Here is a 25,750-nt window from a genome sequence, read left to right as displayed (position 1 = left end):
CGCGAAAGCGCAGAAAATCAGGCACGTCCGGAGCGATCCGGACGTGCCTTTTTCTTAACGCCGGATGCGTGGCTTGCATCGGTGTAGAAAATATGACAGCAAATGATTTCCTGAACCTTGGCCCTGCCGGATTCGTCTGGCGGGGCTTTTTCTTTTTCGGCGGCCGGATATCCCGTGACGACCGGGCCGATCGCGCTCCGGATTAACCCTTTCCGCTAACCGGACTTCTCAAAAAAGATTTAACGGCGCTTGGCTAGACCACTTTAGGAAGAAGGTCTGGGGGGGCCGAGCATGTATCAGGGTGACGCGATCTCGCTGCCGACAGAAACGCCATTGGCCGCGCGCCGTTCCCAATTGGGCGCGCCGACGCGCCCGATCGCCATTACCCAGGGCAGCACGCTTGCCTGCTATTTCTTCGACCCGGCAGATCTCCCGGCCGATATTCTCCCTCAATGGACGGTGCTTGCCGACCAGGCCGCCGAGCCCAATTGTTTTGCCGAACGCTGGTTCCTCGAACCGTCGCTCGCCCTGCTTGCCAAACGGGGCGACGTTCGCGTCGCGACGCTTATGTCTCCCGAAGGGCTTCTCGCCGGCCTGATGCCGCTCACCGTGAAGCCGCGCTACGGCCGGCTGCCGGTGAAGAGCGTCCAGAACTGGCTGCATCACAATGCCTTTCTGGGCGTGCCGCTAATCCGGCGCGGCATGGAAACCGAATTCTGGAAGGCCCTGCTCCCGGCGCTGGACACGCAACGCTGGGCGCGCGGCCTTTTCCACGTCAGCGGACTCACGGCCAATGGCCGCGCCCTGCGCGGGCTGGAAGACGCGGCGGAAACGCTCGATCGCCGCTGCGATATCGTGCACCGCACACGCCGGGCGATGCTCCAGACCCAGCACACGCCCCAAACCTATTGGGAAGCCAATGTCCGCAAGAAAAAGCGCAAGGAAATCGACCGGCTCGTCAAGCGGCTCGGCGAGATCGGCGATGCCGGCTTTACCACCCTGCACCGCGACGCGGATGTCGCGCCCTGGATCGACGCATTCCTAGAATTGGAGGCCCGCGGTTGGAAAGGCGATGCCGGATCCGCGATCGCCTGCGATCCGGCGATCGCCGAATTCTTCCGCACGGCGCTCACGGCCGCGCATGGCCGCGGGATTCTCGATTTTCACCGGCTCGATCTCGACGGCAAGCCGATCGCGATGCTCGTCAACTTCCTCTCCGCGCCCGGCGGCTTTTCCTTCAAGATCGCCTTTGACGAGAAATTCGCCCGCTTCTCGCCCGGCGTGCTGATCGAACGCTATAATCTGCGCATTCTCGACCGCGACGATATCGCCTGGGTCGATAGCTGCGCCTCCGAAGATCATCCGATGATCGACGGCCTGTGGAGCGAGCGGCGCGATATCGTGCGCGTGACCGTGCCGCTTGGCGGACGGCGGCGAGGCATGATTTTCCGCCTCGCGCGCTTCGCGGAAAACCGCGCGGCGAAGGTGCGCCAGATTCAGAAGCAGATGAAGGCCTGAAGCCGATGTCCGACCCCCTTCCCGTCTTCGCCGACGCGGCGCTCGCGGCGCTTCGTTCCACCTATCCCGAACGCCCTGTTCTGCTCGACCATGATCTGGGCGGCCATCCCCTGCTCTCGCGCCCGGCGCTGACCGAGCTGGCGCTGTCGATGCGGCCGGTTGATGTCGAATATAACCGGGCGGACCTGCCGGTCGGCATCGATCCTGCGGACATCCCAGAAAACGGCCTCGGCATCGTCGAGACGCTTGAGACGATCGACACCAACGGCAGCTGGATGGTGCTGAAGTTCATCGAGCAGAACCCGGTCTATCGCGAATTCCTGCACGAAACCCTGGCAGAGGTCGCGCCTGCGGTCCGCGACGTCACCGGCGAGATGCTGAAGCTCGAAGGCTTCATCTTCGTCTCCTCGCCCGGCGCGGTAACGCCGTTCCACATGGACCCGGAGCATAATATCCTGCTGCAGATCGAGGGCGCGAAGACGATGACGGTGTTCCCGTCCGCCGACGAGGAGCTGGTTCCCGGCCCGGCCCACGAAGCGTTCCACAAGGGCGGGCACCGGAACCTCGATTGGCGCGAGGAATTTGCCGAAAAGGGCGAGGCCTTCGCGCTGACTTCAGGCAAGGCGCTCTACGTTCCGGTAAAGGCCCCGCACTGGGTGCAGGTCACCGAGGGTCCGGCCCTATCGCTCTCCATCACCTGGCAATCCGAATGGGCCTATCGCGAAATGTATGCGCGCGAGATGAACGCGGCGCTGCGTTCGATCGGATTGAAACCGTCGCCACCCGGCCGCTTTCCCCAGCAGAACCTCGCCAAATCCTTCGCCTGGCGCGCGATCAGCAAGGTCCAGCGCACATTGAAGGGTGCCGCCTGACGCGCCTCAGAAGCGCTTGCGGAAACTGAGTTCGATCGTCCGCCCGCGTGGATCGAGATAACCGGGCTGATAGCTGAGCGGCACATCGCCATTGTCGTCGGTTACCCGCCGGACGCCGCCGAAAAGATTGTCGATCCGCAAGGCCAGCCGGCTGCCGCGCAGTAGCGGCACCGCTGCGACGATATTTTCCCGGCTGTCGAAATTGAAGAACAGCCGCGCATTCATCGTGAAGAGATCGCCGAACCGCAGATCCGTGGAGCCGGGCAGACCGCTGCCGTCGATCCGCGAGGCGCCGCTATATTCGGCCGACACGCGCGCGCCGATGCCGTCGAGGAACACACCGCCCTCCAGCTCCACCGAATGGCGCGACAGCGGGCTGGAACCGCTCGTCACCGATCCGTCGAGCAGGTCGAGCTCGGGAATGCCGGGCCGGATCAGCACCGTCTCGTCGAGGCTCCATGTATGATAGGCCGAAAGCTGCCAGCGTCCGCCGCCCCGGCCGCCGCGCATGAAAGCGCGCGGATCGGGCGCGCCGCCGCGCTGCCCGCCCCGTCCCTCGCCGCGGCCTTCTCCGCGACCCTCGCTCCGCGGCTGGTCCCGTTCATCACCGCCGATGCGGCCCGACAGGTTGACGCCGTAGCGGATGCGCTCGGCGCGCACTTCGGCGAAGTTCACCGGCCGTGCATCGATCGCGACGAGATTGCCGAACGCGTCGCGGGTGACGCGTTCGGGGAACGCCGCCTCGATTTCCGGGGTCAGCAACGGAAAGCTGGACGCGACATTGTCGCTTCGGTTGCGAATATATTCGGCGACGAAGCGCAGTTCGCGCGAATTGCCCGGCGCGAAATTGACGCCGAGCTTGAAATCGCGCCGATCTTCGGCGAGCAGCGCCGGATTGCCGCCGGTCGTCCGGTCGACAAGGACGCTGGTGCCGGTCGCGAAATCGAACATGCTGACATTGGGCGTGACGATCACGGGATCGCCAAGCTGCTGCACGCTGGGCGCGGCTTCTTCGCCGATCACGCTGACGAGAAAGCTCAGCCCCTCGATCGGTTCCCAGTTGAGGCCATAGCCATATTCGATGAGCCCGCCGAAATCGCTGAGCTCCGCATAGCCGATATTGGCGTTCACCGAGATATCGCCGACCGCCGAGAGCACGCCTTCCCGGCGGCTGGTGAGCGGGATATCGAAGCTGAGCCGCCCGAAGCCCCGCTGGCGGCTGAGATCGCCCAGGGTGACGACACCACCGCTCTCCGCGCGGCTGTCGATCGCCCGCCACTCGAAGCCCGTGGTGGCACTGGCGGTCAGCGGCCCGGCGGGAAGCTCGAGGACGGCGCCGGCGATGTTGAAATTGGCGTCCGCATTCTGGCTGACGCTGTGCGCCCGGTCCCGCGTAAAACCGAGCCCGTTGCCGAGATCCGCCGCAAAGGGATTGATCGCCGGATCGCCTGCGGAGATACGCGGTTGCAGCGTATCGAGGCTCGAGGCCCGCTCGGTCAGCGTTTCGCTTTCGGCGCGGCTGTAGTTGCCCGTAAAGGACCAGCGATAATCGCCAAGCTGCCCATTGAGCGTGAGGCCCGCCTCCGCGTTGCGCGTGCCGGTAAAGCGTTCGAGGGTGCCGCCCGCTGCGGGAAGATAGCGGAAAATCGCCTCGTCGCCCGCCTGCCGCGCAAAGGGGCTCGATCCGGGAACCGTCAGGCCGACGCCCGGCAGGCCGAGCTGCGAAACGCGGTCTTCATGGGTATATTCGGCGCTCAGGGTCGCGCTCAGAGTTTCGGCGAGCTGGCGGTTATAGGTCGCATTGACCTCGAACGTGTCGCTCTCGCCGATCAGGCTTCGGAAATCGCCATTGTCGACCAGCCCGACGCCGTCGTCCTGCGGCTGGACGATCCCGCGCTCGCTTTCGAGCAGCGTTCCCCCGCGTTCATATTCGACATCGACATTGAGCCGGGAATTGCTGCCGATCCGCGTCAGGGTCGCTTCGATCTCGCTGGTTGCCACGCCGCCCTGGGTGGATTCGCCATGTTCGACTTCGCCGGTGAGCGAGGCGAAATTTTCCTTGAGGATGAAGTTCACGACGCGCTGATCGGGCCGATAGCCATAACGGACGGCCAGTTCCTCGGGAAAGACCTGGACCCGCTCGATCGCCTCGGGCGGCAAGTCGCGCAGCTCCCGAAAGCCGGAAATGCGCTGGCCGTTGAGCAGGATGATCGGCCGCCCGCCACTTCCGCGGCCGCGCGCCGAACCGGTTTGCGGGGCGATGGCGTCGAGCAGGTCCTCAATCGAGGAGGCGCCATAGCTGGCGATATCTTCCTCGCCGAGATCGAGTTCGGGCGGGATATCGCCGGTGACGAGCCCGCGCAGCCGTTCCCCGGTTACCACGATTGGCCCATCGCCGCCGATATCCTCATCGACCGGATCGACGGAGGCCTGGGCTTCCGTCATCTGCGCGAACGCTGTTCCGGGTGCACAGGCCAGCGCGAGGACAAGCGCGGTCAACGGCAGCCTCCCCCCAAAATCGAACCGGCTGGATTTCATGGCAGGGGACTTTCTTTTCGAACCGGCCGGAATTGTGTCGGCGCGGCGGTGAATCCGTAGTGAATGACCCCGCCTTTCAACACCATAGGCGTGTTACAATTGTCCCCGGGGCGGAAAATAATGTCGCAAAATGTCGCAGTTCGGGTCGCTGGAGCGAAAATGCCGCAAAGCTTCCCTTTCTGCGCGCTTCCCGCTATGGCGGCGCGAATTTTCGGCACTATATGGACGGTTATGGCAAAAGAAGAACTTCTCGAGATGCGCGGACAGGTTGTGGAGCTGCTCCCCAACGCCATGTTCCGCGTCAAGCTCGAAAACGATCATGAAATACTTGGCCATACGGCCGGCAAGATGCGCAAGAACCGCATTCGCGTCCTTGTCGGCGACGAGGTGCTCGTCGAACTGACGCCCTATGACCTGACCAAGGGTCGCATCACCTATCGCTTCAAGTAAGAACGGGCGCGCGCCGATGCGCCCGATGCCTTTCGTTCTCGCCTCCTCCAGCCCGCGCCGCAAGGATTTGCTGGCCCGGATCGGCATCGTGCCGGACATGATAGACCCCGCCGACATCGACGAGACGCCCCGCGCCGGCGAACTGCCGCGCGTCTATGCAGCGCGCATGGCGGCCGAGAAGGCTGCTGCAGCCGCGCCTCGGCACCCGGGCGCGCTGATCCTCGCCGCCGATACCGTGGTCGCTGCGGGTCGCCGCATCCTGCCCAAGGCTGAAAACGAAGAGGAGGCCCGGCATTGCCTCGCCCTGCTCTCGGGCCGGCGCCACCGCGTCCATTCGGCCGTGACCGTGATCGACGCCGAAGGCACGGAGCGCCACAGGCTCTCGACGACCATCGTAACCTTCAGGCGGCTGAACGCAGCCGATATCGCGGCCTATCTCGAAAGCGGCGAATGGCAGGGCAAGGCGGGCGGCTATGCGATCCAGGGAAGGGCCGAAGCCTGGGTCCGCTTCCTCGCGGGCAGCCATTCGGGCGTGGTCGGACTGCCGCTCTACGAGACTCGCGCGCTGCTCGAAGCGGCCGGATATTCCGTTGGCTGATGTCGTGGGCACCGGGTGGCTCTACGAAGCCGGGATCGGCGAGGAACGCGCGGCGCTCGTCGAAAATGGCATCATTCTCGAAGCGCTGATCGAGGCCGAAGGCGAAGGCGCACGGACCGGCGCGATCCATGCCGCCAGGCTCGCCGAAATCCTGCCCGGAAAGAAGGCCGGCCTGATCGTGCTCGACACCGGCGAGGAAGCGCTGATCGATCCCCTGCCCATCGGCGTGACCGAAGGCGGAAACCTGTTTGCCAGGATCACCCGGAGCGCGATCCCCGAGCCCGGACGGCCCAAGCGCGCCAAGGCTCGGCACGTGGAGAAAGCCGATGCCGCGCGCCCCGCGCCTTCGCTGCGCGAACGGCTGGAAGCGACCGGCATCGCCGTTACTGAGCTCGCCGCCCATGGCCCCGACCGACTGGAAGAGGCCGGCTGGTCCGAACTGCTGGAGCAGGCCGCGACCGGCGCTATCCCCTTTCCCGGCGGCGCATTGCGGATCGACCCGACACCCGCGATGACCGTGGTCGACGTCGACGGCGCCCTGCCCCCGGCAGACCTTGCCGTTGCCGGGGCACGCGCGGCGGGCGAAGCGATACGGCGCTTGGGCATCGGCGGCTCGACGGTCATCGACCTGCCGAGCCTCGAAGCGAAAGCCGCGCGCCAGGCGGCTGCCGAGGCGTTCGACGCCGCGCTGCCACAGCCGTTCGAACGCACGGCGGTAAACGGTTTCGGCCTGCTCCAGATCGTCCGCAAGCGCGCCGGCCCCTCGATCCTCGAACGCGTCCGGTACGACGCGGCTGCGACCGCCGCGCGCACCTTGCTCCGCACCGCCGAACGGACGGCAGGGGCCGGCACCCGCACGCTGACCGCCCATCCCGCCGTAATCGCCGGGATCGAAGCGGTGCCGGACTGGTTGCCGCAGCTCGCCCGGCGCCAGGGCGCGGACATCGCGCTCGTCGCCAACCCTTCGCTCGCTCTGTGGCGCGGCCATGTCAGCGCTGCCTATCCCGGTTGAACTTGCACCTGTATCTATTTGCTCCCAATAGTTTTACGGGGGAGAGGAGGAAACGGTGCTGACCCAGGGCGACGACTATCCGTTGCACCAGACCCCGGAGCCGATCGCCTATGCCGGCGGCGACCGCAATTTCTACGATCGCTATTTCTTCAACGGCTATAGTGACGATGGCAGCCTGTTTTTCGCCGCGGCGATGGGCCTTTACCCGCAACTCGACATTATCGACGCCAGCTTCTGCCTGCTGGTCGATGGCGTGCAGCATAATCTCCGTGTCTCGCGCCGGCTCGGCTCCGAACGGCTGGACCTGCAGGTCGGTCCGATCCGTATCGAGATCGCGAAACCGCTCGAACAGCTGCGCGTGATCGTCGGCGGCGAGGACAGCCCGATAACGGCGGACCTGCTCTTCGCAGCCCGCCACGCGCCGATCGAGGAACCGCGCTTCACCCGCCGCAATGGCTCGCGCCTGTTCATGGACTATACGCGGATGACGCAGAGCGGCGCGTGGTCCGGCACGATTTCCTGCGAGGGGCAAAGCTGGACGCTGACGCCGGACGCGCATCTGGGCACGCGCGATCGCAGCTGGGGTATCCGCCCGGTCGGCGCGCCGGACAGCCAGCCGCCGCCAATGGGAAACCTGCCGCAATTCTACTGGCTCTGGGCACCGCTCAATTTTCCGGGTCATGCGACCTTCTTCCACACCAATGACGACGGCGCGGGCGAGCCGTGGAACCGGCGCGCGGTTATCGACGCGTTCGGCAACGGGGTCGCCGAATATGACAGGCCTTCCCATGTGCTCCGCTACACGCCCGGCACGCGGCGGATCGAGGCGCTGAGCGTCGAGCTTGCGGCCGATACGCGGCTGGAAATCGAACCGACAGGCATCGACTTCCATATGTCCGGCCTTGGCTACACGCACCCGAAATGGGGCCATGGCATGGACCATGGCGGGAGCGAGACGGCCTATGACCGGATCGAGCCAGGAGATGCCAATCCGCACCAGCAGCTCTATTTCCATATCCAGGCCTTTTCGCGCGCGACCCTGATGATCGGCGAGCAGCAGCATACCGGTCATGGCGTGCTCGAACAGCTGCTGATCGGTCCACATGCGCCGAGCGGCTTCACCGGCCTGCTGGACGGCGCGCCATGATCGCAGCGGTCATCCCCACCCGGCCCGAACAGTTCAGCAGGGGCTGGCTCGAAGAAAGGCTGGGCGCGCCCGCGGGATCGCTGCGCGGCTTTACGGCGCGGACCATCGGCACCGGCCAGATGTGTGACAGCTTCCGTCTTGCGCTCGACTGGGCGAACCATGACGGCCCGGCGACGATCGTCGCCAAATGCCCGAGCGCCAATGCCGACAGCCGCCAGATCGCCAGGACCGTGCACACCTATATGCGGGAGGTCAGCTGGTATCGCGATCTCGCCGGGGAAATCCCGGTCTCCTGCCCGCGCTGCTTCCATGCCGAGATCGCCGAGGACGAGGTGGAGTTCGCGCTGCTGCTCGAGGATATGGAACCCGCCGCGCAAGGCGACCAGCTCGCCGGCGCGACCATCGCCGAAATCGAGAGCGCGATTGCCGAGGCCGCGAAGCTGCAAGCGCCGCTGTGGAACAACCCGCGGCTTGGCGGCTATGCCTGGCTGGCAGCCCAGGGCAATCGCGAGATCGTCCGCGCACTGATGCCGAAACTCTATATGGGCTTCGAAGCGCGATACCGGGACCGGCTCGCGCCCGAAATCCATGAAATGGGCCGGGCCTTTGTCGAGCGGCTCGACGGCTTTCTCGATTATGAGCCCCCGACGCGGACGGTCGTCCATGGCGATTTCCGGATCGACAACCTGCTCTTCCACCCCGAAACCGGTGCCGTCACGGTGATCGACTGGCAGACCGTCGGCATCGGAACAGGGGCCAGCGACATCGCCTATCTGATCGGCACGAGCATCGCCGATCCCGCGCGCCGCGCCGCCGAGGAAGCGCGGCTGCTTCGCGATTATGCGGCCCGGCTGGAGGCGCAGGGCGTCGAGACCGATGGCGAGCAGCTCTGGTTCGACTATCGCCGGGGCGCCTTTTCGGGCTTCGTCATGGCGATCTTCGCCTCGATGAACGTCCAGCGCACGCCGCGCGGCGACGAGATGTTCGCGGTGATGGCCGAGCGCCCCGCCTGGCAGATCCTGCACCTCGACAGCCTGTCCCTGCTCTAGGGTCGCTTTGACTTGCCAGCCGGGCCGGCAAGCCCCTATGGCGCGGCGATGCCCCGTCCGAAACGCCCCAAGGATTGCCCGGTTTGCGGCAAACCGCCGAGCCCCGAAAACACGCCCTTTTGCAGCGACGGATGCCGCGACCGCGATCTCCTGAAATGGCTCGGCGACGGTTATCGCGTACCCGGTCCGCCGGTCGATCCCGAAAGCCTTGGAGACCGCACAAACGGGGTGGACAGCGACGGCTGACACGGCCTATAGGCGCGGCTTCCGCGCGATCCGCCGGAGTGCCCGGGTAGCTCAGTTGGTAGAGCATGCGACTGAAAATCGCAGTGTCGGCAGTTCGATTCTGTCCCCGGGCACCATTTTTTCCGAAGAAGAGAATGTCCGGGGGACGTTTCCCGGCAAAACTCCCGAGCGGCAGTGAAGGGTCGGGACGGACGTGCCGTTCCGGTTGACACTGGTTGACACAGGCCGGGGGTCGCCGGGGCGGCGATGCCCGGGGCGTGTTACTTTATTGCGGCAAGTTTACAAACTTCGCACACAGCGCTGTGTGCGAAAGCAAGAATATTTCCTACGCCGTTCGGAAGGTCACACGGCCGAACGACGGGAAGCCTCTCGCTCCGGAAGAGCGGTAACGGCGGGGTGGCGAACGGGGTCAAAGAGCCTGGCGAGCCTCGGGACTCGGCGGCGTCATGGTGAGGGAGGTTTTCCTATTTTGCGAGGGAAATCGTGGACGGGACGCGAAGTTTGGGGTTTTAGTAAACTGTCACCGTAATCTCGGATTTCTTCCCGGATCGCTATTGAACGAGGCTTGGCATCGTCCTCCCCAATCGCCCCAAGACGTCCGGTAGCTTAAGATGCGGCAAGGTATCTTTCATCGGCTCTCGCGTCGAAATCCGCGTGCCGCCCTAGCTGCTCGAACCAGTCGATTTCCTCGTCCGCGCCCTCGCCTGCCGCCAACTTGCGGATCTGGTTGAAATAATAGGCCATGGAAGCCTGCACCTCCATTATCCGGCGCATTGTCTCGTCGACCCCGCCCAGCGCCGCCTCGTCGATGGAGATGTCGTTCTCCGGCGACGGCAGGGTTTCGATCTCGCCGGAGAGCAGCTTGTCGGGAAAGGAAGGATCGATGCACAGCGGCCGGGCGAGCCCGATCACGTCGAGCTGATCGTTCGCAAGCGCCTCTTCCATTGCGCTTTTCGTGCGGAAGCCCCCGGTCACCATGAGCGGCACATCGACCAGCGGACCGAGACGGGCCGCGAAGTCGATGAAATAGGCTTCGCGCGCGAGCGTCGACGCGGATTTCTTGCTGACCGCGCGCCCCTCCTCGTCGCGCCCGATCATCGACTGCGATTCATAGTTGCCGCCGGAAATTTCGAGCAGGTCTATCCCCGCCTCGCAAAGCCATTTGGTGACTTCGATAGATTCATCCTCGGTCAGCCCGCCCCTCTGGAAATCGGCGCTGTTGAGTTTCACCGAAACGGCAAAGCCCGCGCCCCTTTCCGCACGAATGCCCCGAACGATGTCCAGCAGCAGCCTTGCCCGATTCTCGAGCGGGCCGCCCCATTCGTCTTCCCGCCGGTTGGTGAGGGGACTGAGGAACTGCGAGAGCAGATAGCCGTGCGCCGCATGAACCTGCACGCCGGTAAAGCCCGTTTCCTCAGCGACCTTCGCGGCCTCGAGGAAACGGCGCAGGACATCGTCGATCTCCGAAGCTTCCAGCGCGCGTGCGGTGCCCTCCTTGCCGATCAGGCTGCTTTCGGAAGGGGCGACGAGTTGCTCCAGGCCGGTTCCTGCCTGCCGGCCGGGATGGTTGATCTGCACCCAGACATGGGCTCCATTGCGCTTGCCCGCCTCGGCGAATGCGGACAGTCGATCGAAACCGCCATTCGCGTCGATCACGACATTGCCCGGACGTTCGAGAAAGCGCCGGTCCACCAGGATGTTGCCCGTGATCAACAGGCCGGCCCCGCCGTCGGCCCAGCGCTCGTAGAGCCGCACATGTTCGCCGGTCGCGCAATTTCTGGCATCGGCTATGCCTTCGGTCATCGCAGCCTTGGAAATCCGGTTCTTGAGCACCAGACCGCAAGGCAGGGTCAGCGGATCGGCAAGTCTTGCGGGCATTTGGATTCCTCGCGAATTGTAACGGGCCTCTCCGGCGGGCCTGGAGGGGTGCCGGAACGACCTCTTCAGAAAGGATAATCGGACGGCCTTTCCATATGGGCTATCATCGGGATGTGCACGATCGATTACCGGTGAAGCGAACATCTATCATTGCGCGGGACCTTCGAACCATTCGTTTTCGGTTCACTTTTCCGCACCCGCGCCCGGCGATTTTCCACTCCTGATCAACGTGGCCGACGCCGTCGCCAGCAGGTCGCCCGTCGCCGAATGCAGTTCCGCCTCGGCAAAGACCAGACGCTTCCCGGCTCGAACGACGTGTCCGGTCGCGACGATTTTCCCCGATGCGCAAGCGCGCAGAAAGTTCGTCTTGAGTTCCACGGTGGGCGTGAACTGGTCCGGCCCGACCCTGTGCTGGGCCGCGCGCGCCATCGCCGTGTCCGCCAGCGCCAGATAGACGCCGCCATGCACCTGGGCGGCGCCATGAAGATGGCAGGGCCGCACTGCTAGTTCCACGACAAAGCCGCCATCGGCTTCGGGACCAACGATATCGAGTCCGATCAGCGCATTGAAGCCAGCCACGGGACGGCGTTCTAGCGCGGCAGCTTGAGCAGGTTGGCGATGTTGTTGCGCTGGATCGCCGACGAGCCGCCAAGGATCGGCATGACGAGGATGTCGCGGACATAGCGCTCCATGTCGAAATCGCGGACATAGCCATAGGCGCCCATTATCTGCTGGCAGGTTAGCACGATGTCCCGGGCCGTATCGCAGACGAAGAGCTTTGCCATTGCCGTTTCGGCGGCTGCCGGCTCCTTCGCGTCGACGAGCGCCGCCGCGTTATATGTCATCAGGCGGCAGGCCTCGAATTTCGTCTTCACGTCGGCAAGCATGTGGCGGACCGACTGGATCGTGCAGATCGGCTTGCCGAACTGGACGCGCTCCTGCGCGTAGTTCCAGGCATCGTCGACCGCGCCGCGCGCGATGCCCAGCGCCATCGCGGCGACCTCGATCTTCTCGATGTCGAGACCGGGGCCGACGAGCTTCGCCCAGCCCTGGCCGAGCCCCTCCTCGCCGCCGATCACGTTGCTCACCGGTACGCGGACGTCGTCGAAGCTGACGTCGAACGTGCCGCCGCCCTTGAGCCCCATCGTGTCCTGCGGGGTCAGCGTGACGCCGGGCGCATCGGGCGGAATCAGCACGAGCGAAAGGTTGCGGTATTTCTCCTCGGCCGGCCCGGTCCGCACGAGCGCGTAGATATATTCGGAGATCGCGGCGCCCGAGCAGAAGCGCTTGGCGCCGTTGATCACGAGTTCGTCGCCTTCGCGCACGGCGCTCGTCCTCACGCTCGCGAGATCGGCGCCGACATCGGGCTCGGTGAAGCCATAGGCGAACATCAACCCTTCGGAGGCGACGCGCGGCAGCAGGGCCGCCCGCTGCTCGTCGCTGGCGACTTCGCTCAGGTTGAGCCCGGCATAACAGCTCGACTGGATATAGGCGCAACCGACCGCCATGCTGCGCGAGCACAGTTCCTCGATGACCAGGATCGTCGCGGTGATGTCGCGGCCGCTGCCGCCGAACTCTTCCGGCACGGTCAGTCCGGTCAGTCCGAGTTCGGCGAGCTTGTCGTGCACGTCGCGCGGGAAGATGTTTTCCTTGTCCCATTTTCCGACCAGATCGCGCGGCATCTCCTTCTCGATGAAGCGGCGCAACGTATCGCGCAGCAATACAAGATGCTCGGCTTCTCCGGCAGCATTCATGGCGACATCCTTCGTTGGGAGGCGGAAAATTGAGGCTATTGGCTATGGACCAATCACCTCAGTTCAAACTCGCAATTCGCCCGCGACGGGATCGGTCGCAGGGCGGCGCACAGAAAGCCGCCGACAGCCCTTCGCTTCCACGAAGGCATCCGGACGGACATGTCGTTCCGATATTTGGGTAGTCGCTAAATTCCGGCTTCGCGCTGCAAGAAACTCGCCAGGCGGCTCATCAAGGCTTGGAATTCGATCAGCGCCAGCGTCCCCATCAAGAAACTGGTACTCTCGCCCGACAGGTAGTTCGCGGTCGCCGGGTACATCGTCGACAGGCGGAACACGTCGCCATAGATTTCGAAATAACGCACTTCCTCGTCGCGCACCTCGACGCCGCCATGTTTGTAATAGGCATCGAGAAATTCCTGCCAGTCCATGATCGCCTCGACCTGCGGGCGACAATAACCGAGATCCTCGGCCGGATGCCCGACATGCGCGAGCTCCCAATCCAGGATCGCGCTGAGCCTGTCGCCGTCGAACAGGACGTTGCGGAAATCGAAATCGCCATGCGCCAGCACCGTCTGCGGTCCGATCCTGCCGACATTCGCGCGCAGCCAGGCAAAGGCGGCTTCCTGGGTGAGCGAAGGCTGGAATTCAGCGGCCTTGGTCATGCGGTAGAATCGGTCGACCATGGCGAGCGTGCGCTCTTCCGCATCGTCGCCATAGAGCCGATAGCACTCGGGAATGCCCTTCGCGCCGAGACAGTGCAGCTTGCCCAGATGCCTCGCCAGCTCCAGCGCCGCGGGCGTGGCATCCCTGCCCGGGGCCGCCAGATCCAGCGTCCCGCCAGACACGCGTTCGGAAATGACGAAGGCGCGTTCTATCAACGGGCTGTCGGTTTCCGCGAGCAAGGGCCGGGCGATCCTGACGCCGGCGGCATAAAGGAATTCCAGCAGCTCGATCTCGTCGGCGACGATATTGCCGACGGTGTCGATCTCCCCGTTGCGGCGCAAAACGGCCTGTTCGGGCCAGTCCGGGCAGCCCGCCGTCTCGAAGAAGAATATTTCCTTCGTGTTGATCCCGACATGCCGCCTGACATCGACGGCCCGGATATCGGGGCATTCGGGCACTTGCCCCTTCAGATAGGCGGTAAGCACCGCATCGGTGATCGAGGCATTATCCGCCGTATCGGCGAGGCCGGGCATGGCGGCGCGTTCGGCTCCGGCAGCCTCGAACCGTGCGGCGCGCGCCTCTTCTTCGGCGGCGCTCGCGGCTTGTCCCGCCCATTCGCCGAGCGCGGCAATCTCGGGATCCGAGTTCCGCTCGCCGATCGCAGCGAGGCATTCGACGATCGCGCCGCTGGCATCTTCACACAGGAGAAGCGGATTTCCGCCGTCCGGGACCGTCCGCTTCCCCGAAAGCAGGTCGGCCGCACCGGCGGGCACGTCGAGCGAGAGCGCCTTCATACGCCCGGCGATCTCTTCGAGCAGATCCAGCAGGCGCGGGGCGACCGTGGAACCGAGTTCGGCGCCGCGTTCCTGATACACGACGAGGTTGACCAGCGTTTCCGCCATGCGCCGCTGCATGACGGCGCTCGATGCGTCCTCCGCCTTTTCGGCGCGGTCCGCGATCTGCAGCAACTCCCTGCCGATCCCCCGGAGATAGGTGCTGATATTCGGGAACAAGATATCCGCCTATTTGAGTGCCACGAGACGAGCGATCCGCTCAACGCCACCATAGCCCGTCTGCCCGCGCCAGGTAAAACGCGCCGGCGATTCGGCAAGCTGGGAGGCCTTGGGCTGCCCCTTGGTCAGCTGGGTGAAATCGGTGCCGAGCAGCTCGTCATTGGGCGAAAGATAGGTCGTCGAAGCGGTGTGCAGCAATTCGCCCTCCACTTCCTCGAGCCCGTCCTTCGTATTGAGAACGAAACGAAACTTCCGCACGTCGGGATCGGTAAGCGGATCCCTGGCTACGCTGCCGGCGGGCGTATCCAGCGTACAGACGTGCGGCAATTCGACGAGCTCGCAATTTTCGAGCGGCGAGCCGTCATTGCGGAAGATGTAGCCCATCCTGATTTCGGTGCCTTCCTCTTCGCAGCGGCTATTGACGCCGTGCAGCGCCGCACCGTCCGGGAACAACGCGTTCACCCAGAAATTCGAAAGCAGCGGGCCATAGTCGCGCGGACCGCTGGAATGGTCGCGCACGCCCATCGCCGAAATGTTTGTCGTCTTCCCGCCGACCGTCAGCTGCCCCTTAATGCTGCAGATCTGTTCCCAGTGATAGGACGCCCAGCTCTGGTTCTGCATGAGCGCGTTCATGTCCCAGAACGGCGCCGCGCCCTCGAACGTCAGGAAGAATTTGACGAGTTCGCTGGGCGAATCGGGATGGGCTGCGTTCGTGGAAGCGGATCGGGTGGTCGCCTGGCACAGGCCGTCGAACTCCACCGTCCAAAGGCGCATCGGCTCCACGCAGGTGACGCGAAGCGGGCCGGCGCCGGCACCGCGCGCATGCCCGTCGCGGCCGCAATATTTCGCAACGAGCAGGTTCTCGCCCGGCAGGTAGATCGAGATCGTCGCGCGCCAGATGCTCGTATCCGACGGTTCCCTGCCGGCGTGGATCGAAACCCCCATCTGCGCTTCCGGATCGTAGCCGAAGAAATAGCAATATTCGGTCCACAGCGGGATGTCCTGCGCGGCATGGGGCAGTTCCATGACGGGATCGACATTGGACGGATTCAAAAGCTTGTTCTCAATCATGCGGACTTCCTTTTCGTGATCGGGGACCCGGATCGGGGCGGAGGGGGGGGGCGCCGTATCGCCGTGGCCGGGCGCCGGAGTGCGCAATAGCCGTCGATGGTGCGCCAAGGAATAAGGTCGTGAGCGTCTCCAGTCCCCCGCGATATGCGAACATGACGGGCCGGCTATCTCGATAGCGGGCCCGTCAATATCCATCGCTGCGGCGGCAAGGCCTGTGCTGCGCGTTTTTCGGATTCTCCCTGCTTCAATCAACGACCTCTCCAAGGCGAGGGCATGCTTTCGCGCCAAGTCTCACCCTAGTAAATTTGCCGTCGCACGGTCAGGCCCCACATCCGAGGCGGATTGTAGGTCCCTTCCACATGCCCGAAGCTGTCCAGCGTCTGCACGCCGGTCGCGACAAATCGTTCATTGGTCAGGTTGGTCACCCAGACCGAGAAATCCCAATTCTCGTCGGGCGGCGTGTACGTCATCCGCGCGTTGAATAGATTGGACGCCTGGTGCACGAGCGAGGGCGTATTCTGGATGTCCGCGAAACTGTCGGACTGATACGTCCAGTCGATCCGCGTGTTCAGATTGCCGTCGCCGATCGCCCAGTCATAGGCGACGCCCAAGCTGCCGGTCCAGCGCGGGGTGAAGGGCTGCTGCGAATCGGCGGTCACGCCCGGCACGTCCGCGGTCAGGTCCGTGATGTTGAAGTGCGTGTAGCCCAAGGAGCCCCGGATCGACAGCGCCGGCACGGGCCTTGCCTCCAGCTCGACTTCGACGCCGGTGATATCGGCCCTGCCCACATTGTCGATGATGAGTTCGAGGTTGCCGGTATCCGGATTGAAGACATTCGCGCTGAACTGCATGTCCTTATAGCGGCTCAGAAACGCCGCCACGTTCAAACGCAGGCGATTGTCGAACCATTGTGACTTGAAACCGACTTCGAACGAATCGACATATTCGGGGTCGAATGACTGCGCTTCCGCCGCGCTGAGGGGCCGGCCGTTGAACCCGCCGCTCTTGTAGCCGCTGGCGAAGGACCCGTACAAAAGCAGGTCGTCGGTCACCTGATAGTCGAGACTGACCATCGGCGTGAACGCGTCCCAACTGTCGTTCAGATTGGTCAGCGGAACGACGAAGGTGTTGCTGACCTGACGACGGTGTTCGAGCGTATAATCCTTCTTGTCGTAGGAATACCGCATGCCCACGGTCAGCCTCAGTGCGTCGGTCAGGGAGAAGCTCGCCTGGCCGAAGATCCCGTAGCTTTCGCTCTGCACCCTGTTGTAGGCTGCAAGATCGATGTCGAGAGACACGTTGATCGGGTTGCCAGGACAGCCGGGCGCGATCCAGGGCGGCGCACAGCTGGTGTTGACCGGATTGGGCAACTGGCCGGGCAGCGCCTCCAGCGCGGAATAGAGGCCCGGCGTGACGATGATGTGGTTGCGATCGGTATTGTCTTCGTTGAGATAGAATAGACCTGCGGTCCAGGTCAGGCGATCGTCGAAGCCCGTGCCAGCGATACTGAATTCCTGGCTGAGCTGCTCGTTATGCTGATCGTTGAGCGTGCTTTGCCAGTCGATCGGTGAGCCGTCGCCGTCGCGGCCGAACAGCGCGTCGACAACCCGATAGCTCGATATCGATTTGAGCGTCGCGGCTCCGACGTCGAGTTCGAGCGTGAGCGCCACGCCGCCCTGATCGAGATCGTTCACCGCATTCTGTATCCCGAACGTCGTGTCCACGTCGTCCGAGATGAACGCCGTGCTCATCGGCGTGCCGTTGGGGATTCCGACCAGACCATTCCACAGGTCGCCCAGCGCCGGAACCGGCTTCGGACCGCCGGTATATTCGAGCAAGTTCACCGGAGCGGGATTTTCGCGCGAATGGGCATAGTCCATCGCCAGGGTCGCGTTGAAATTGTCGCTGGCCTGCCAGTCGAAAATGGCGCGCACCGACAGCCGGTTCTGGTCGCCGCGATCATCGACGACCCTGCCCGGCGTCGACGTCGCGAAATCCCACGCCCTCACATCGGCGTAGCCGTCGCGCCGGTTGTACGACACCGCAAACCGGCTGTTGAGATTGGAGGCCATCGGGATGTCGAGAACGGTTCTGAAATCGGTGCGATCGTAATTGCCGATCGTCGCTTCGACATAGCCCCCCAGTTCGCTGCGCGGCCGGGAGGACACGAGGTTGATCACGCCGCCGATCGTATTGCGCCCGAACAGCGTGCCCTGCGGCCCTCGCAAGACTTCCAGACGCTCGAGATCGAGCAGGTCGACCACCGATCCGACCGAGCGGGAGAAATTCACGCCGTCCACGTAGATCGCCACGCCGGAATCGGTGGTGGGAAGGAAGTCGGTCTGTCCGACGCCCCTGATGAAGATGACGCTGCTGTTGCTGCCGCCGCCATTGGGCGCACCGCCGGTCAGCGTAAGGTTGGGGACAGTGCCACCGATGTCCGTGATGTTTCTGAGAGAGCGGGATTCCAGTTCCTCCCCGCTCATTGCGGTTACGGCGACAGGCGATTCCTGGAGAAGCTCCGACACTCGCCTCGCGGTGACGACGATCGCGCCCAGGCCGATGTCCTGACCGGCATCGGCGGCGACCGGCGGGCCGGCTCCTGCGTTCTGCCCCTGATTACCGGCCTGCGCCTCGTCATTGGCCAGCGCAGACTGCGGCGCGAGGCCGAAACCCAGGCCCAGTGCCAGGATGAATGCCTTGGACGAGCACGAGCCGCGCCGAACGCTCTTGCGGCCGATAGCGCAATTTCCTTGATAGCCCATAGTAGCGATCTCCCCTCCCGGAATTTTTTTGCTTTGAAATTTTTCTTAGAGCAACTGCGGGATGCGGAGTTTTAGACCGGCATGAGATTTCAAAAGCCACTCGTTCATGCTCATATAACGCTCATGTAGAAATCTTCTCTTCGAACCTCCCGGCTTCCGGGAAAATCGCGCCATCGCAAGGGCGTTCATTCTCATCCTGGCGCCCGACATTCATATACGTCGTCGGAACGCGGATCATAGCGTCGACATCCGCTCGCCCGCGGCTCCGACGACGCAGTCGTTCGACGATTGCTATGCGCTCTCGCGCAAGGCGCCGGCCGGGGTGGCGATCACAACAATTTGGAACGGGAATTCGGCGACAACGGCGCGCCGAACACGGCCGCGCCAATGCGTATCGATGCGAGTTCAAGCTGAGCCGGGCTCGGTTTAGCGAGCAAGGCCATTCATCGCCGCGACCGGCCCGAGACGAAAATCCGGGCCCTGCGCGATTTGGCCCAAAGCGCACAGGAGATCGCATTGCAGCAACGCGGAATCATTTCGTTCGGCGCCTATGTTCCGCGTCGCCGGCTGGCGCGACGGACGATCTGCTCGGCGAACAGTTGGGCCAATCCGGGCCTCGCCGCGACCGCTCACGGCCACAAGGCGATCTGCTCGCACGACGAGGACAGCCTGACGATGGCCGTGGCGGCGGCCCGGTATGCGCTGGCCGAGCGCCCGGAAGACAACGCCCCGGACATGCTCGTCTTCGCCTCGACCACGATGCCGTTCGCCGATCGCCAGAATGCCGGCGTGATCGCCGAAGCCGCGTCGCTGTCCGAAAACACCTGCACCGCCGATATGGGCGGATCGCTCAAGGCCGGCGTCGGCGCGCTGCGCATGGCGCTCGAACGCCCGGGCGAGACGCTGGTCGTCGCCGCGGACAAGCGCCTGACGCGGCCGGGCGGCCCGCAAGAGCTTCGCATCGGCGACGCGGCCGCCGCCATCGTCGTCGGCGAAGGCGATCCGCTCGCGGAGTTTGTGGCGCGCCGCGCCGTTTCGGTGGATTTCACCGACCACTATCGTTCGTCAGACGCCCAGTTCGATTATCAACTCGAGGAACGCTGGGCGAGGGACGCAGGGCTGTTGCATATCGTCCCCGGGCCCATCCGCGGCCTGATCGAAGATGCCGGGATCGGGGGCGAGAACATCGCGCATTTCGTCGCGGCGGGCCTCGGAAACCGCAATGCGCGAACGATAGCGAAACATTGCGGTATCCCCGAGGGCGCGGTGACGCCAGACCTTCACGCCGAATGCGGCGATACCGGCACCGCCCATCCCCTGCTGTTGCTGACCAAGGCCCTCCAGTCCGCGGCACCGGGCGAGTTCATTCTCCTCCTCGGCTATGGGCAGGGAGCCGAGGCCCTGCTCTTTCGTGCAACCGACACAATCGGCAGGGCGTCCGGGATGACCGGCGCGGATGCCATGCTGGCGGACGGCGTCGAGGACGGGAACTATCTCCGCTTCCTCTCCTTCAACGGCCATGTCTCGATGGACTGGGGCATGCGTGCCGAACGCGACAACCGCACGGCGCAATCGGCCTTTTTCCGCCACCGCGACACCGTAACCGGGTGTATCGGCGGCCGCTGCACGGCATGCGGTACGCCGCAATTCCCGAAAAGCCGAGTGTGCGTGAACCCCGGTTGCCGGGCTACGGATTCGCAGGTTTCCGAGCCTTTCGCCGACAAGCCGGCGTCCGTGAAATCCTTCACCGAAGACTGGCTGGCGCTCTCGTTCAATCCACCGCTCATGTACGGGAACGTCCGCTTCGCGGGTGGCGGTGTCGCGATGCTCGAATTCAGCGATTTCGAGCCAAGCGAGCTCGCCGTCGGCGCGCCCCTGGCGATGCAGTTCCGCCTCAAGGACGTCGACGATCGGCGTGGTTTCCGCCGCTATTGCTGGAAGGCCGTCCCCCCGCGCGAGCTCTCGACACACACCACCGCCGACAAGGAAATGGAAGGGGCTTCCCATGGCTGAAGGCATTCGCGACAAGGTCGCCATATTGGGCATGGGCTGTTCTCGCTTCGGCGAGCGCTGGGATTGCAGCGCCGAGGACCTGATAGTCGAAGCGTTCGGCGAGGCCCTCACCGACGCGAATATCGAACGCGACCGGATCGAGGCGGCCTGGTACGGCCTGTCATCGGACGATCAGGGGCCCGGCAAGTCGGCTCTGTCGCTGACCTCGACCCTGCGCCTCCCCAACATCGCGGCGACCCGCGTCGAGAATATGTGTGCGACCGGAACCGAGGCGCTCCGCGGTGCCGTCTACGGTGTGGCATCGGGCGCCTATGACATCGCGCTAGCGCTGGGGGTCGAGAAGCTCAAGGACACCGGCTATGGCGGCCTGCCCGAACGCACAAAGGGCACGTTCGAGGACCTGTGGTTCCCCAGCATCACCGCGCCGGGCAGCTTCGCCCAGTTCGCGAGCGCCTATGTCGCGGCCCATGGCATCGAAATGGACCAGCTCAAGGAAGCCATGGCCCATGTTTCGTGGAAGAGCCACGAGAACGGCGCGAAGAACCCCAAGGCGCATCTGCGCAGCCGCATCGACAAGGAGAAGATTCTCAAGGCGCCGATGATCGCCTATCCGCTCGGCCTGTTCGATTGCTGCGGGGTTAGCGACGGATCGGCCTGCGCGATCGTCACCACGCCCGCTATTGCCGAGAAAATCGGCGGCGACGGCCCGCTCGTGACCGTCAAGTCGATGCAGCTCGCGCTCAGCAACGGCTCCGAAATCGGCTTTGACGAATGGGACGGAAGCTATGCGCTGACGACGCGTATTGCCTCGCAGCGCGCCTATCGCGAGGCCGGCATCACCAACCCGCGCGAAGAGCTCGACCTGATCGAGGTGCACGACTGTTTCTCGATCACCGAGCTCGTGACGATGGAAGATCTGGGGCTCGCCGATGTCGGCCATGGCTGGCGCGAGGTGCTCGCCGGCACGTTCGACGCCGACGGCCAGGTGCCCTGCAATATCGACGGCGGCCTCAAATGTTTCGGCCATCCGATCGGCGCCACCGGGCTGCGGATGGTCTACGAAATATACCAGCAACTCCGCGGCAAGGCCGGCGAGCGCCAGCTCGACGCTCCGAAGCTCGGCTTGACCCACAATCTGGGCGGCTTCCCCAATAAGAATGTCTGCAGCATTTCCGTCATCGGAACCTGCTGATCGCGCGCCCCCCTCAAAAACGAGAGACTGAGATGAACGATTCCTTCGGGCTAGAAGGCCGCACCTATATCGTCACCGGCGGCGCGCAAGGCGTGGGCCGGGCGCTTGCCGAATTCGGGCTCGAGCGCGGCGCCAACATTATGCTCGTCGACATCAATGCCAAGGTGTTGGAACAGACCAAGGCTGAGATCGACAATCCGAACCTCGAATGCGCCGCCGCCAATGTCGCGGTGGAGGCCGAGGTCGACACCGTCGTAACGGACACGTTCGCCCGGTTCGGCGACCTGCACGGGCTGGTCAACAATGCCGGCATCGTCCGCGCCGCGATGGCGCACGAAATGACGCTGGAAGACTGGCAGCAGGTGATCGACGTCAATCTCACCGGCGCCTTTCTGTGCCTGCGCGCCGTGGGCCGCGCGCTCATCGAAAAGGCGGAAAAAGGCGATCCCGCCCCCGGCCGCATCGCCAATATCTCGTCCGATGCGGGGCGCCGCGGCACGATCGGCCAGATCAACTACGGCGCGGCGAAATCCGGCGTGCTCGGATTGACGATGAGCGCGGCGCGCGAATGGGCGCGGCACAACATCACGGTCAACAGCATCTGCTACGGCGTCGTCGAAACGCCGATGACGGACACGATCCGGAACGAACGGTTCCGCGACCGCTATCTGGCCCAGATTCCGCTCCGACGCTTCGCGACGCCCGCGGAAGTGGCACCTGCGACCTGGTTCTTCCTTACCGACGCGGCGAGCTACGTCACCGGCCAGCATCTCTCGGTCGATGGCGGCTTCCACATCGCGACCTGAAGCGATGCCCGTGTCCTCGGCCCTCCTCACGACAAGTGAGCCCAATGCGAGGTGTTGGTGACGACCGGCTTCGATAGCTCTCGAATCCGGCGACAACCGCAGGGCAACGGGCATCAGGCCAAGGAGGGAGTCCTAGGCCGGCAGGGAAGCACATAGCAATGACACCGAACTTTCCTCCCATCAGAACGGCGCCAGCCGCCGCTGGCCTGCGCGCGGAATTGCGTGCCTTTTTCGCTTCCTCGGTCAAGGGCATGACGCCCGCCCGTCGTGCTCGTAGCTGGTCCGGCTGGGACGAGGAGTTCAGCCGTGCCCTGGGCCAGCGCGGCTGGATCGGGATGACGTGGCCTGAAGAGCTGGGCGGCCGGGGCGCCAGCCAGCTCGAGCGATATGCGGTCGTGGAAGAGCTGCTCGCCGCGGGGGCGCCCGTCGCCGCGCACTGGATTGCCGACCGGCAAAGCGGCGCGCTGCTATTGCGCTATGGCAACGAGGCGTTGAAGGCGGACATGCTGCCGCGTATCGCCGCGGGCGAGCTCTATTTCTGCATCGGCATGAGCGAGCCCGGAGCCGGATCGGATCTCGCATCGCTCCGCACCCGCGCGACCGCCACCGAAGGCGGCTGGCGCGTTAACGGTTCGAAGATCTGGACGACGCACGCCCAGCACTGCCACTACATGATCGCGCTCGTTCGCACCGGCGCAGATGCAGGCGACGACCGTCACGCAGGATTCAGTCAGCTCGTCATCGAGCTCGCCTCGCCCGGCGTCACCGTCCGCCCGATCGAGGACCAGACGGGCGACGCGCATTTCTGCGAAATATTCCTCGACGACGTCTTCGTTCCCGCAGAACAGCTGCTCGGCCAGGAAGGCGAAGGCTGGAACCAGGTTACCGCCGAACTCGCGCTCGAACGCAGCGGCCCCGAACGCTTTCTGAGCAGCCATGTCCTGATCGAACAGCTGCTGGCGACGCTTTGCGACCAACCGGGCAATACCCTGACTGCACTGACCGGAGCCTGGGCGGCCGAGCTATGGACGCTGCGGCAGATGTCGCTCGCCGTGGCGGCCAAGCTCGAATCGGGGGAAAATCCGATGATCGAGGCGTCGATCGTGAAGGATCTCGGCGCCCGGTTCGAGCAGTCCGTCCCGCGCGACCTGCAAGCCGCTTACGATGACGACGCGTGGGGGCATGACGACGGAGACCTGCGCGAGACGCTATCCTATCTGACGGCCGCGTCGCCGAGCTTTTCGTTGAGAGGCGGAACTCGCGAGATTCTGCGCGGTATCATCGCCCGGGGGCTCGGTCTCAGATGAACGACCGGCGAACCATACTGACGGAAACGGTCGACAGGCTCTTCGCGAACCTCGCCGAGGTCGGGGCACGCGAAGACGGCGGCAAGGAATTCGACGGACACTGGCAATCGATCGAAGCGATCGGCCTGCCACTGCTCATGATCCCGGAGGAAGCCGGAGGCTTCGGCGGCGACTGGGAAGATGCGGGCGTGGTCTTCAGGGCCCTGGGCGCGCACGGTCTCGGCTTGCCGCTCGGCGAAACCGTGCTTGCCCGGGCCTGGCTCGGCCGTATCGGTCATAAGGCTCCCGAAGGCGTGGGCCTGTTCGCCTTTGCGAAGGAAGGACCGGACGAAAGCGCGACGACGCTGAACGACCTGCCCTGGACGGATCGGGCGGACTGGATCCTGCTCCTGCGGCCCGACCGCTGGTCGCTGCTCGACGCAGCCGGGGCCGAAACAAGGGAGCGCAATCTTCTGTCGGGCGATCCGCGCGCCAGTCTCGTCTTCCACGCGCTCGATCCGATAGCCGACGGCCCACTCTCCGAAGGCACGGCCATGTTCTTCGCCGAAGCGGCCCTGCTACGCGCCTGCCAGATCGCCGGCGCGATCGAGACCATGCTTATCCTCGCCATCGATCACGTCCGCGAACGCCGCCAGTTCGGCCGGCCGCTTGCCCGTTTCCAGGCGATCCAGCACCAGCTCGCCATCCTCGCCGAGGAAAACGCAGCTGCGTCATGCGCCGCGGCGAGCGCCTGCCAATCGGCGACGCTCGGCGAGGCCGGTTTCGAAATCGCCGCGGCGAAATGGCGGGCGAGCAGAGCCGCCGACATCGCCGCCGATATCGCCCATCAGGTACACGGCGCCATCGGTTTCACGCGCGAATATGCGCTCCACGCCTTCACGTTGCGGGCGCGGGCCTGGGGCCGGGATTTCGGCAACGAGACCTATTGGGCGCGAACCGTCGGCCGGATCGCTCTGGCCGAACGGCCGAAGCCGCTCTGGCATTGGCTGACCGATCGCAGCGATCGGCTGCTCGAAACCGAACGGAAGAGAAACGAATGACGACGGCCCTTCCCCTTCCCGAATGCCGCGACAGCACGCTCGACATCGAAGACGGCGTGGCGACATTGCACTTGTGCCGCGACGACGTCCGCAACATTCTGACCGGCACCGCGCTGATCGACGACATCATCGCCACCTGCAACTGGGCAAGCGAGGACGAACGGGTCGGCGCGCTTGTCATTACCGGCGATGGCCGCGCCTTTTCGGCCGGCGGCAACATCAAGAACATGGCCGAAAAGACGGGCATGTTCGGCGGCGAGCCCGCCGAAATCCGTAATGCCTATCGTCGGGGCATTCAGGAAATGAGCCGGGCCGTCTACCGGGTCGAGGTGCCGGTCGTCGCAGCGGTAAACGGCGCCGCCATCGGGGCGGGGCTCGATCTTGCGTGCATGTGCGATATCCGCCTGGGCTCGACGCGCGCGAAGGTCGCCGAATCCTTCGTCACTCTGGGCATCGTTCCCGGCGACGGCGGCGCCTGGTTCCTGCCCCGCGTCATCGGCCCGCAGCGCGCCGCGGAAATGACCTATTCCGGCCGGATCGTCGAAGCGGCCGAAGCCCATGAATTCGGCCTGTTCATGGAGCTTTGCGAACCCGAAACGCTGGCCGGGCGCGCACAGTCGCTCGCCGCCAGTTTCGCCCGCCAGCCGCCCAGGGCGCTGCGGCTCGCCAAGCAGTTGCTCCGCTTGAGCGGCCATACGCCGCTCGACGATTTTCTCGATCACTGCGCGAGCCTCCAGGCGCTCGCCCATCACGGCAGCGAACATGACGCGGCGGTTGCCGCGGCCGTCGCCGCCTTGTCCAGCAAGACCCGATGAAAG

At 64.6% G+C, this 25,750-nt stretch carries 21 protein-coding genes and 1 tRNA gene; 15 read left to right on the top strand and 7 right to left on the bottom strand.

Annotated elements, in window-relative coordinates; translation table 11 throughout:
* The first annotated feature begins 291 nt into the window (after positions 1-291).
* Both H6P80_RS15355 and H6P80_RS15350 read left to right on the top strand, forming a co-directional pair.
* Positions 292-1,518: a GNAT family N-acetyltransferase gene (locus tag H6P80_RS15355; protein ID WP_185802297.1), complete on the top strand. Its 1,227-nt coding sequence runs from the start codon at positions 292-294 to the stop codon at positions 1,516-1,518.
* Between the two features lie 5 nt (positions 1,519-1,523).
* Positions 1,524-2,390 carry a JmjC domain-containing protein gene (locus H6P80_RS15350; protein WP_185802296.1) on the top strand — a complete coding sequence of 289 codons (867 nt, stop codon included), beginning with the start codon at positions 1,524-1,526 and terminating at the stop codon, positions 2,388-2,390.
* 6 nt (positions 2,391-2,396) lie between these two features.
* Here the strand turns inward: H6P80_RS15350 and H6P80_RS15345 are convergent, their stop codons facing one another.
* The gene (locus tag H6P80_RS15345; protein ID WP_185802295.1) at positions 2,397-4,889 is read right to left on the bottom strand and encodes a TonB-dependent receptor; all 2,493 of its coding nucleotides are present in this window, start codon (positions 4,887-4,889) and stop codon (positions 2,397-2,399) included.
* A gap of 270 nt (positions 4,890-5,159) precedes the next feature.
* On the opposite strand from H6P80_RS15345, the gene infA reads away from it, so the two are divergent.
* The 7 genes from infA to H6P80_RS15310 all read left to right on the top strand — a co-directional run bounded on the left by infA (position 5,160) and on the right by H6P80_RS15310 (position 9,546).
* Positions 5,160-5,378 (top strand): translation initiation factor IF-1, encoded by a 219-nt coding sequence (infA, locus tag H6P80_RS15340; protein WP_010162480.1) that lies wholly within the window; start codon positions 5,160-5,162, stop codon positions 5,376-5,378.
* Positions 5,379-5,403: 25 nt separating this feature from the next.
* Complete coding sequence (locus tag H6P80_RS15335; RefSeq protein ID WP_185802500.1) at positions 5,404-5,976, top strand: Maf family protein; 573 nt, start codon at positions 5,404-5,406, stop codon at positions 5,974-5,976.
* Positions 5,969-6,988: an Rne/Rng family ribonuclease gene (locus H6P80_RS15330; RefSeq protein WP_221893059.1), complete on the top strand. Its 1,020-nt coding sequence runs from the start codon at positions 5,969-5,971 to the stop codon at positions 6,986-6,988. Before H6P80_RS15335 ends, H6P80_RS15330 begins: the two co-directional genes overlap by 8 nt.
* Positions 6,989-7,043: 55 nt before the next feature.
* Complete coding sequence (locus tag H6P80_RS15325) at positions 7,044-8,135, top strand: hypothetical protein (RefSeq protein ID WP_185802294.1); 1,092 nt, start codon at positions 7,044-7,046, stop codon at positions 8,133-8,135.
* Positions 8,132-9,184, top strand: a complete 1,053-nt coding sequence (locus H6P80_RS15320) for a phosphotransferase family protein (protein WP_185802293.1) — start codon at positions 8,132-8,134, stop codon at positions 9,182-9,184. Before H6P80_RS15325 ends, H6P80_RS15320 begins: the two co-directional genes overlap by 4 nt.
* A 48-nt stretch (positions 9,185-9,232) precedes the next feature.
* Complete coding sequence (locus H6P80_RS15315) at positions 9,233-9,430, top strand: DNA gyrase inhibitor YacG (RefSeq protein ID WP_185802292.1); 198 nt, start codon at positions 9,233-9,235, stop codon at positions 9,428-9,430.
* Positions 9,431-9,470: 40 nt separating this feature from the next.
* A tRNA-Phe gene (locus H6P80_RS15310) sits at positions 9,471-9,546 on the top strand.
* Between the two features lie 490 nt (positions 9,547-10,036).
* Here the strand turns inward: H6P80_RS15310 and H6P80_RS15305 are convergent.
* The 6 genes from H6P80_RS15305 to H6P80_RS15280 form a co-directional block, all read right to left on the bottom strand.
* Positions 10,037-11,308 (bottom strand): NADH:flavin oxidoreductase/NADH oxidase family protein, encoded by a 1,272-nt coding sequence (locus tag H6P80_RS15305; protein ID WP_185802291.1) that lies wholly within the window; start codon positions 11,306-11,308, stop codon positions 10,037-10,039.
* A 183-nt stretch (positions 11,309-11,491) separates the two neighbouring features.
* On the bottom strand, positions 11,492-11,887 hold the full coding sequence (locus tag H6P80_RS15300; protein ID WP_185802290.1) for a PaaI family thioesterase: 396 nt from the start codon (positions 11,885-11,887) through the stop codon (positions 11,492-11,494).
* 11 nt (positions 11,888-11,898) lie between these two features.
* Positions 11,899-13,062 (bottom strand): acyl-CoA dehydrogenase family protein, encoded by a 1,164-nt coding sequence (locus tag H6P80_RS15295; RefSeq protein ID WP_185802289.1) that lies wholly within the window; start codon positions 13,060-13,062, stop codon positions 11,899-11,901.
* A 185-nt stretch (positions 13,063-13,247) separates the two neighbouring features.
* The gene (locus H6P80_RS15290; protein ID WP_185802288.1) at positions 13,248-14,738 is read right to left on the bottom strand and encodes a phosphotransferase family protein; all 1,491 of its coding nucleotides are present in this window, start codon (positions 14,736-14,738) and stop codon (positions 13,248-13,250) included.
* A gap of 9 nt (positions 14,739-14,747) precedes the next feature.
* Complete coding sequence (locus H6P80_RS15285; protein ID WP_185802287.1) at positions 14,748-15,809, bottom strand: DUF7065 domain-containing protein; 1,062 nt, start codon at positions 15,807-15,809, stop codon at positions 14,748-14,750.
* A gap of 296 nt (positions 15,810-16,105) precedes the next feature.
* Positions 16,106-18,574, bottom strand: a complete 2,469-nt coding sequence (locus H6P80_RS15280) for a TonB-dependent receptor (protein ID WP_185802286.1) — start codon at positions 18,572-18,574, stop codon at positions 16,106-16,108.
* A 516-nt stretch (positions 18,575-19,090) separates the two neighbouring features.
* Here H6P80_RS15280 and H6P80_RS15275 point away from each other — a divergent pair.
* The 6 genes from H6P80_RS15275 (at position 19,091) to H6P80_RS15250 (ending at position 25,747) form a co-directional block, all read left to right on the top strand.
* Positions 19,091-20,587, top strand: a complete 1,497-nt coding sequence (locus H6P80_RS15275; RefSeq protein ID WP_185802285.1) for a 3-oxoacyl-[acyl-carrier-protein] synthase III C-terminal domain-containing protein — start codon at positions 19,091-19,093, stop codon at positions 20,585-20,587.
* Positions 20,580-21,779, top strand: coding sequence for an acetyl-CoA acetyltransferase (locus H6P80_RS15270; protein WP_185802284.1), 1,200 nt, complete (start codon positions 20,580-20,582; stop codon positions 21,777-21,779). Before H6P80_RS15275 ends, H6P80_RS15270 begins: the two co-directional genes overlap by 8 nt.
* Positions 21,780-21,811: 32 nt before the next feature.
* The gene (locus H6P80_RS15265) at positions 21,812-22,585 is read left to right on the top strand and encodes an SDR family NAD(P)-dependent oxidoreductase (RefSeq protein ID WP_185802283.1); all 774 of its coding nucleotides are present in this window, start codon (positions 21,812-21,814) and stop codon (positions 22,583-22,585) included.
* Positions 22,586-22,743: 158 nt separating this feature from the next.
* Positions 22,744-23,892: an acyl-CoA dehydrogenase family protein gene (locus H6P80_RS15260; RefSeq protein ID WP_185802282.1), complete on the top strand. Its 1,149-nt coding sequence runs from the start codon at positions 22,744-22,746 to the stop codon at positions 23,890-23,892.
* A complete protein-coding gene (locus tag H6P80_RS15255) occupies positions 23,889-24,932 on the top strand; it encodes an acyl-CoA dehydrogenase (protein ID WP_185802281.1) in 1,044 nt (347 codons plus the stop codon). Before H6P80_RS15260 ends, H6P80_RS15255 begins: the two co-directional genes overlap by 4 nt.
* Entirely contained in the window at positions 24,929-25,747 is an 819-nt protein-coding gene (locus tag H6P80_RS15250) for an enoyl-CoA hydratase-related protein (protein ID WP_185802280.1), read from the top strand. Before H6P80_RS15255 ends, H6P80_RS15250 begins: the two co-directional genes overlap by 4 nt.
* Positions 25,748-25,750 lie beyond the last annotated feature (3 nt).

Origin of the sequence: Parasphingopyxis marina, assembly GCF_014237875.1 — a bacterium.
GTDB classification, from domain to species: Bacteria; Pseudomonadota; Alphaproteobacteria; order Sphingomonadales; family Sphingomonadaceae; genus Parasphingopyxis; species Parasphingopyxis marina.
This window is presented reverse-complemented; position numbering and strand designations above follow the sequence as displayed.

Coding starts and splice junctions, on each gene's coding strand:
- H6P80_RS15355 (WP_185802297.1), top strand. CDS start 292: ATGTATCAGGGTGACGCGATCTCGCTGCCGACAGAAACGCCATTGGCC.
- H6P80_RS15350 (WP_185802296.1), top strand. CDS start 1,524: ATGTCCGACCCCCTTCCCGTCTTCGCCGACGCGGCGCTCGCGGCGCTT.
- infA (WP_010162480.1), top strand. CDS start 5,160: ATGGCAAAAGAAGAACTTCTCGAGATGCGCGGACAGGTTGTGGAGCTG.
- H6P80_RS15335 (WP_185802500.1), top strand. CDS start 5,404: ATGCCTTTCGTTCTCGCCTCCTCCAGCCCGCGCCGCAAGGATTTGCTG.
- H6P80_RS15320 (WP_185802293.1), top strand. CDS start 8,132: ATGATCGCAGCGGTCATCCCCACCCGGCCCGAACAGTTCAGCAGGGGC.
- H6P80_RS15315 (WP_185802292.1), top strand. CDS start 9,233: ATGCCCCGTCCGAAACGCCCCAAGGATTGCCCGGTTTGCGGCAAACCG.
- H6P80_RS15305 (WP_185802291.1), bottom strand. CDS start 11,308: ATGCCCGCAAGACTTGCCGATCCGCTGACCCTGCCTTGCGGTCTGGTG.
- H6P80_RS15295 (WP_185802289.1), bottom strand. CDS start 13,062: ATGAATGCTGCCGGAGAAGCCGAGCATCTTGTATTGCTGCGCGATACG.
- H6P80_RS15285 (WP_185802287.1), bottom strand. CDS start 15,809: ATGATTGAGAACAAGCTTTTGAATCCGTCCAATGTCGATCCCGTCATG.
- H6P80_RS15280 (WP_185802286.1), bottom strand. CDS start 18,574: ATGGGCTATCAAGGAAATTGCGCTATCGGCCGCAAGAGCGTTCGGCGC.
- H6P80_RS15270 (WP_185802284.1), top strand. CDS start 20,580: ATGGCTGAAGGCATTCGCGACAAGGTCGCCATATTGGGCATGGGCTGT.
- H6P80_RS15265 (WP_185802283.1), top strand. CDS start 21,812: ATGAACGATTCCTTCGGGCTAGAAGGCCGCACCTATATCGTCACCGGC.
- H6P80_RS15260 (WP_185802282.1), top strand. CDS start 22,744: ATGACACCGAACTTTCCTCCCATCAGAACGGCGCCAGCCGCCGCTGGC.
- H6P80_RS15255 (WP_185802281.1), top strand. CDS start 23,889: ATGAACGACCGGCGAACCATACTGACGGAAACGGTCGACAGGCTCTTC.
- H6P80_RS15250 (WP_185802280.1), top strand. CDS start 24,929: ATGACGACGGCCCTTCCCCTTCCCGAATGCCGCGACAGCACGCTCGAC.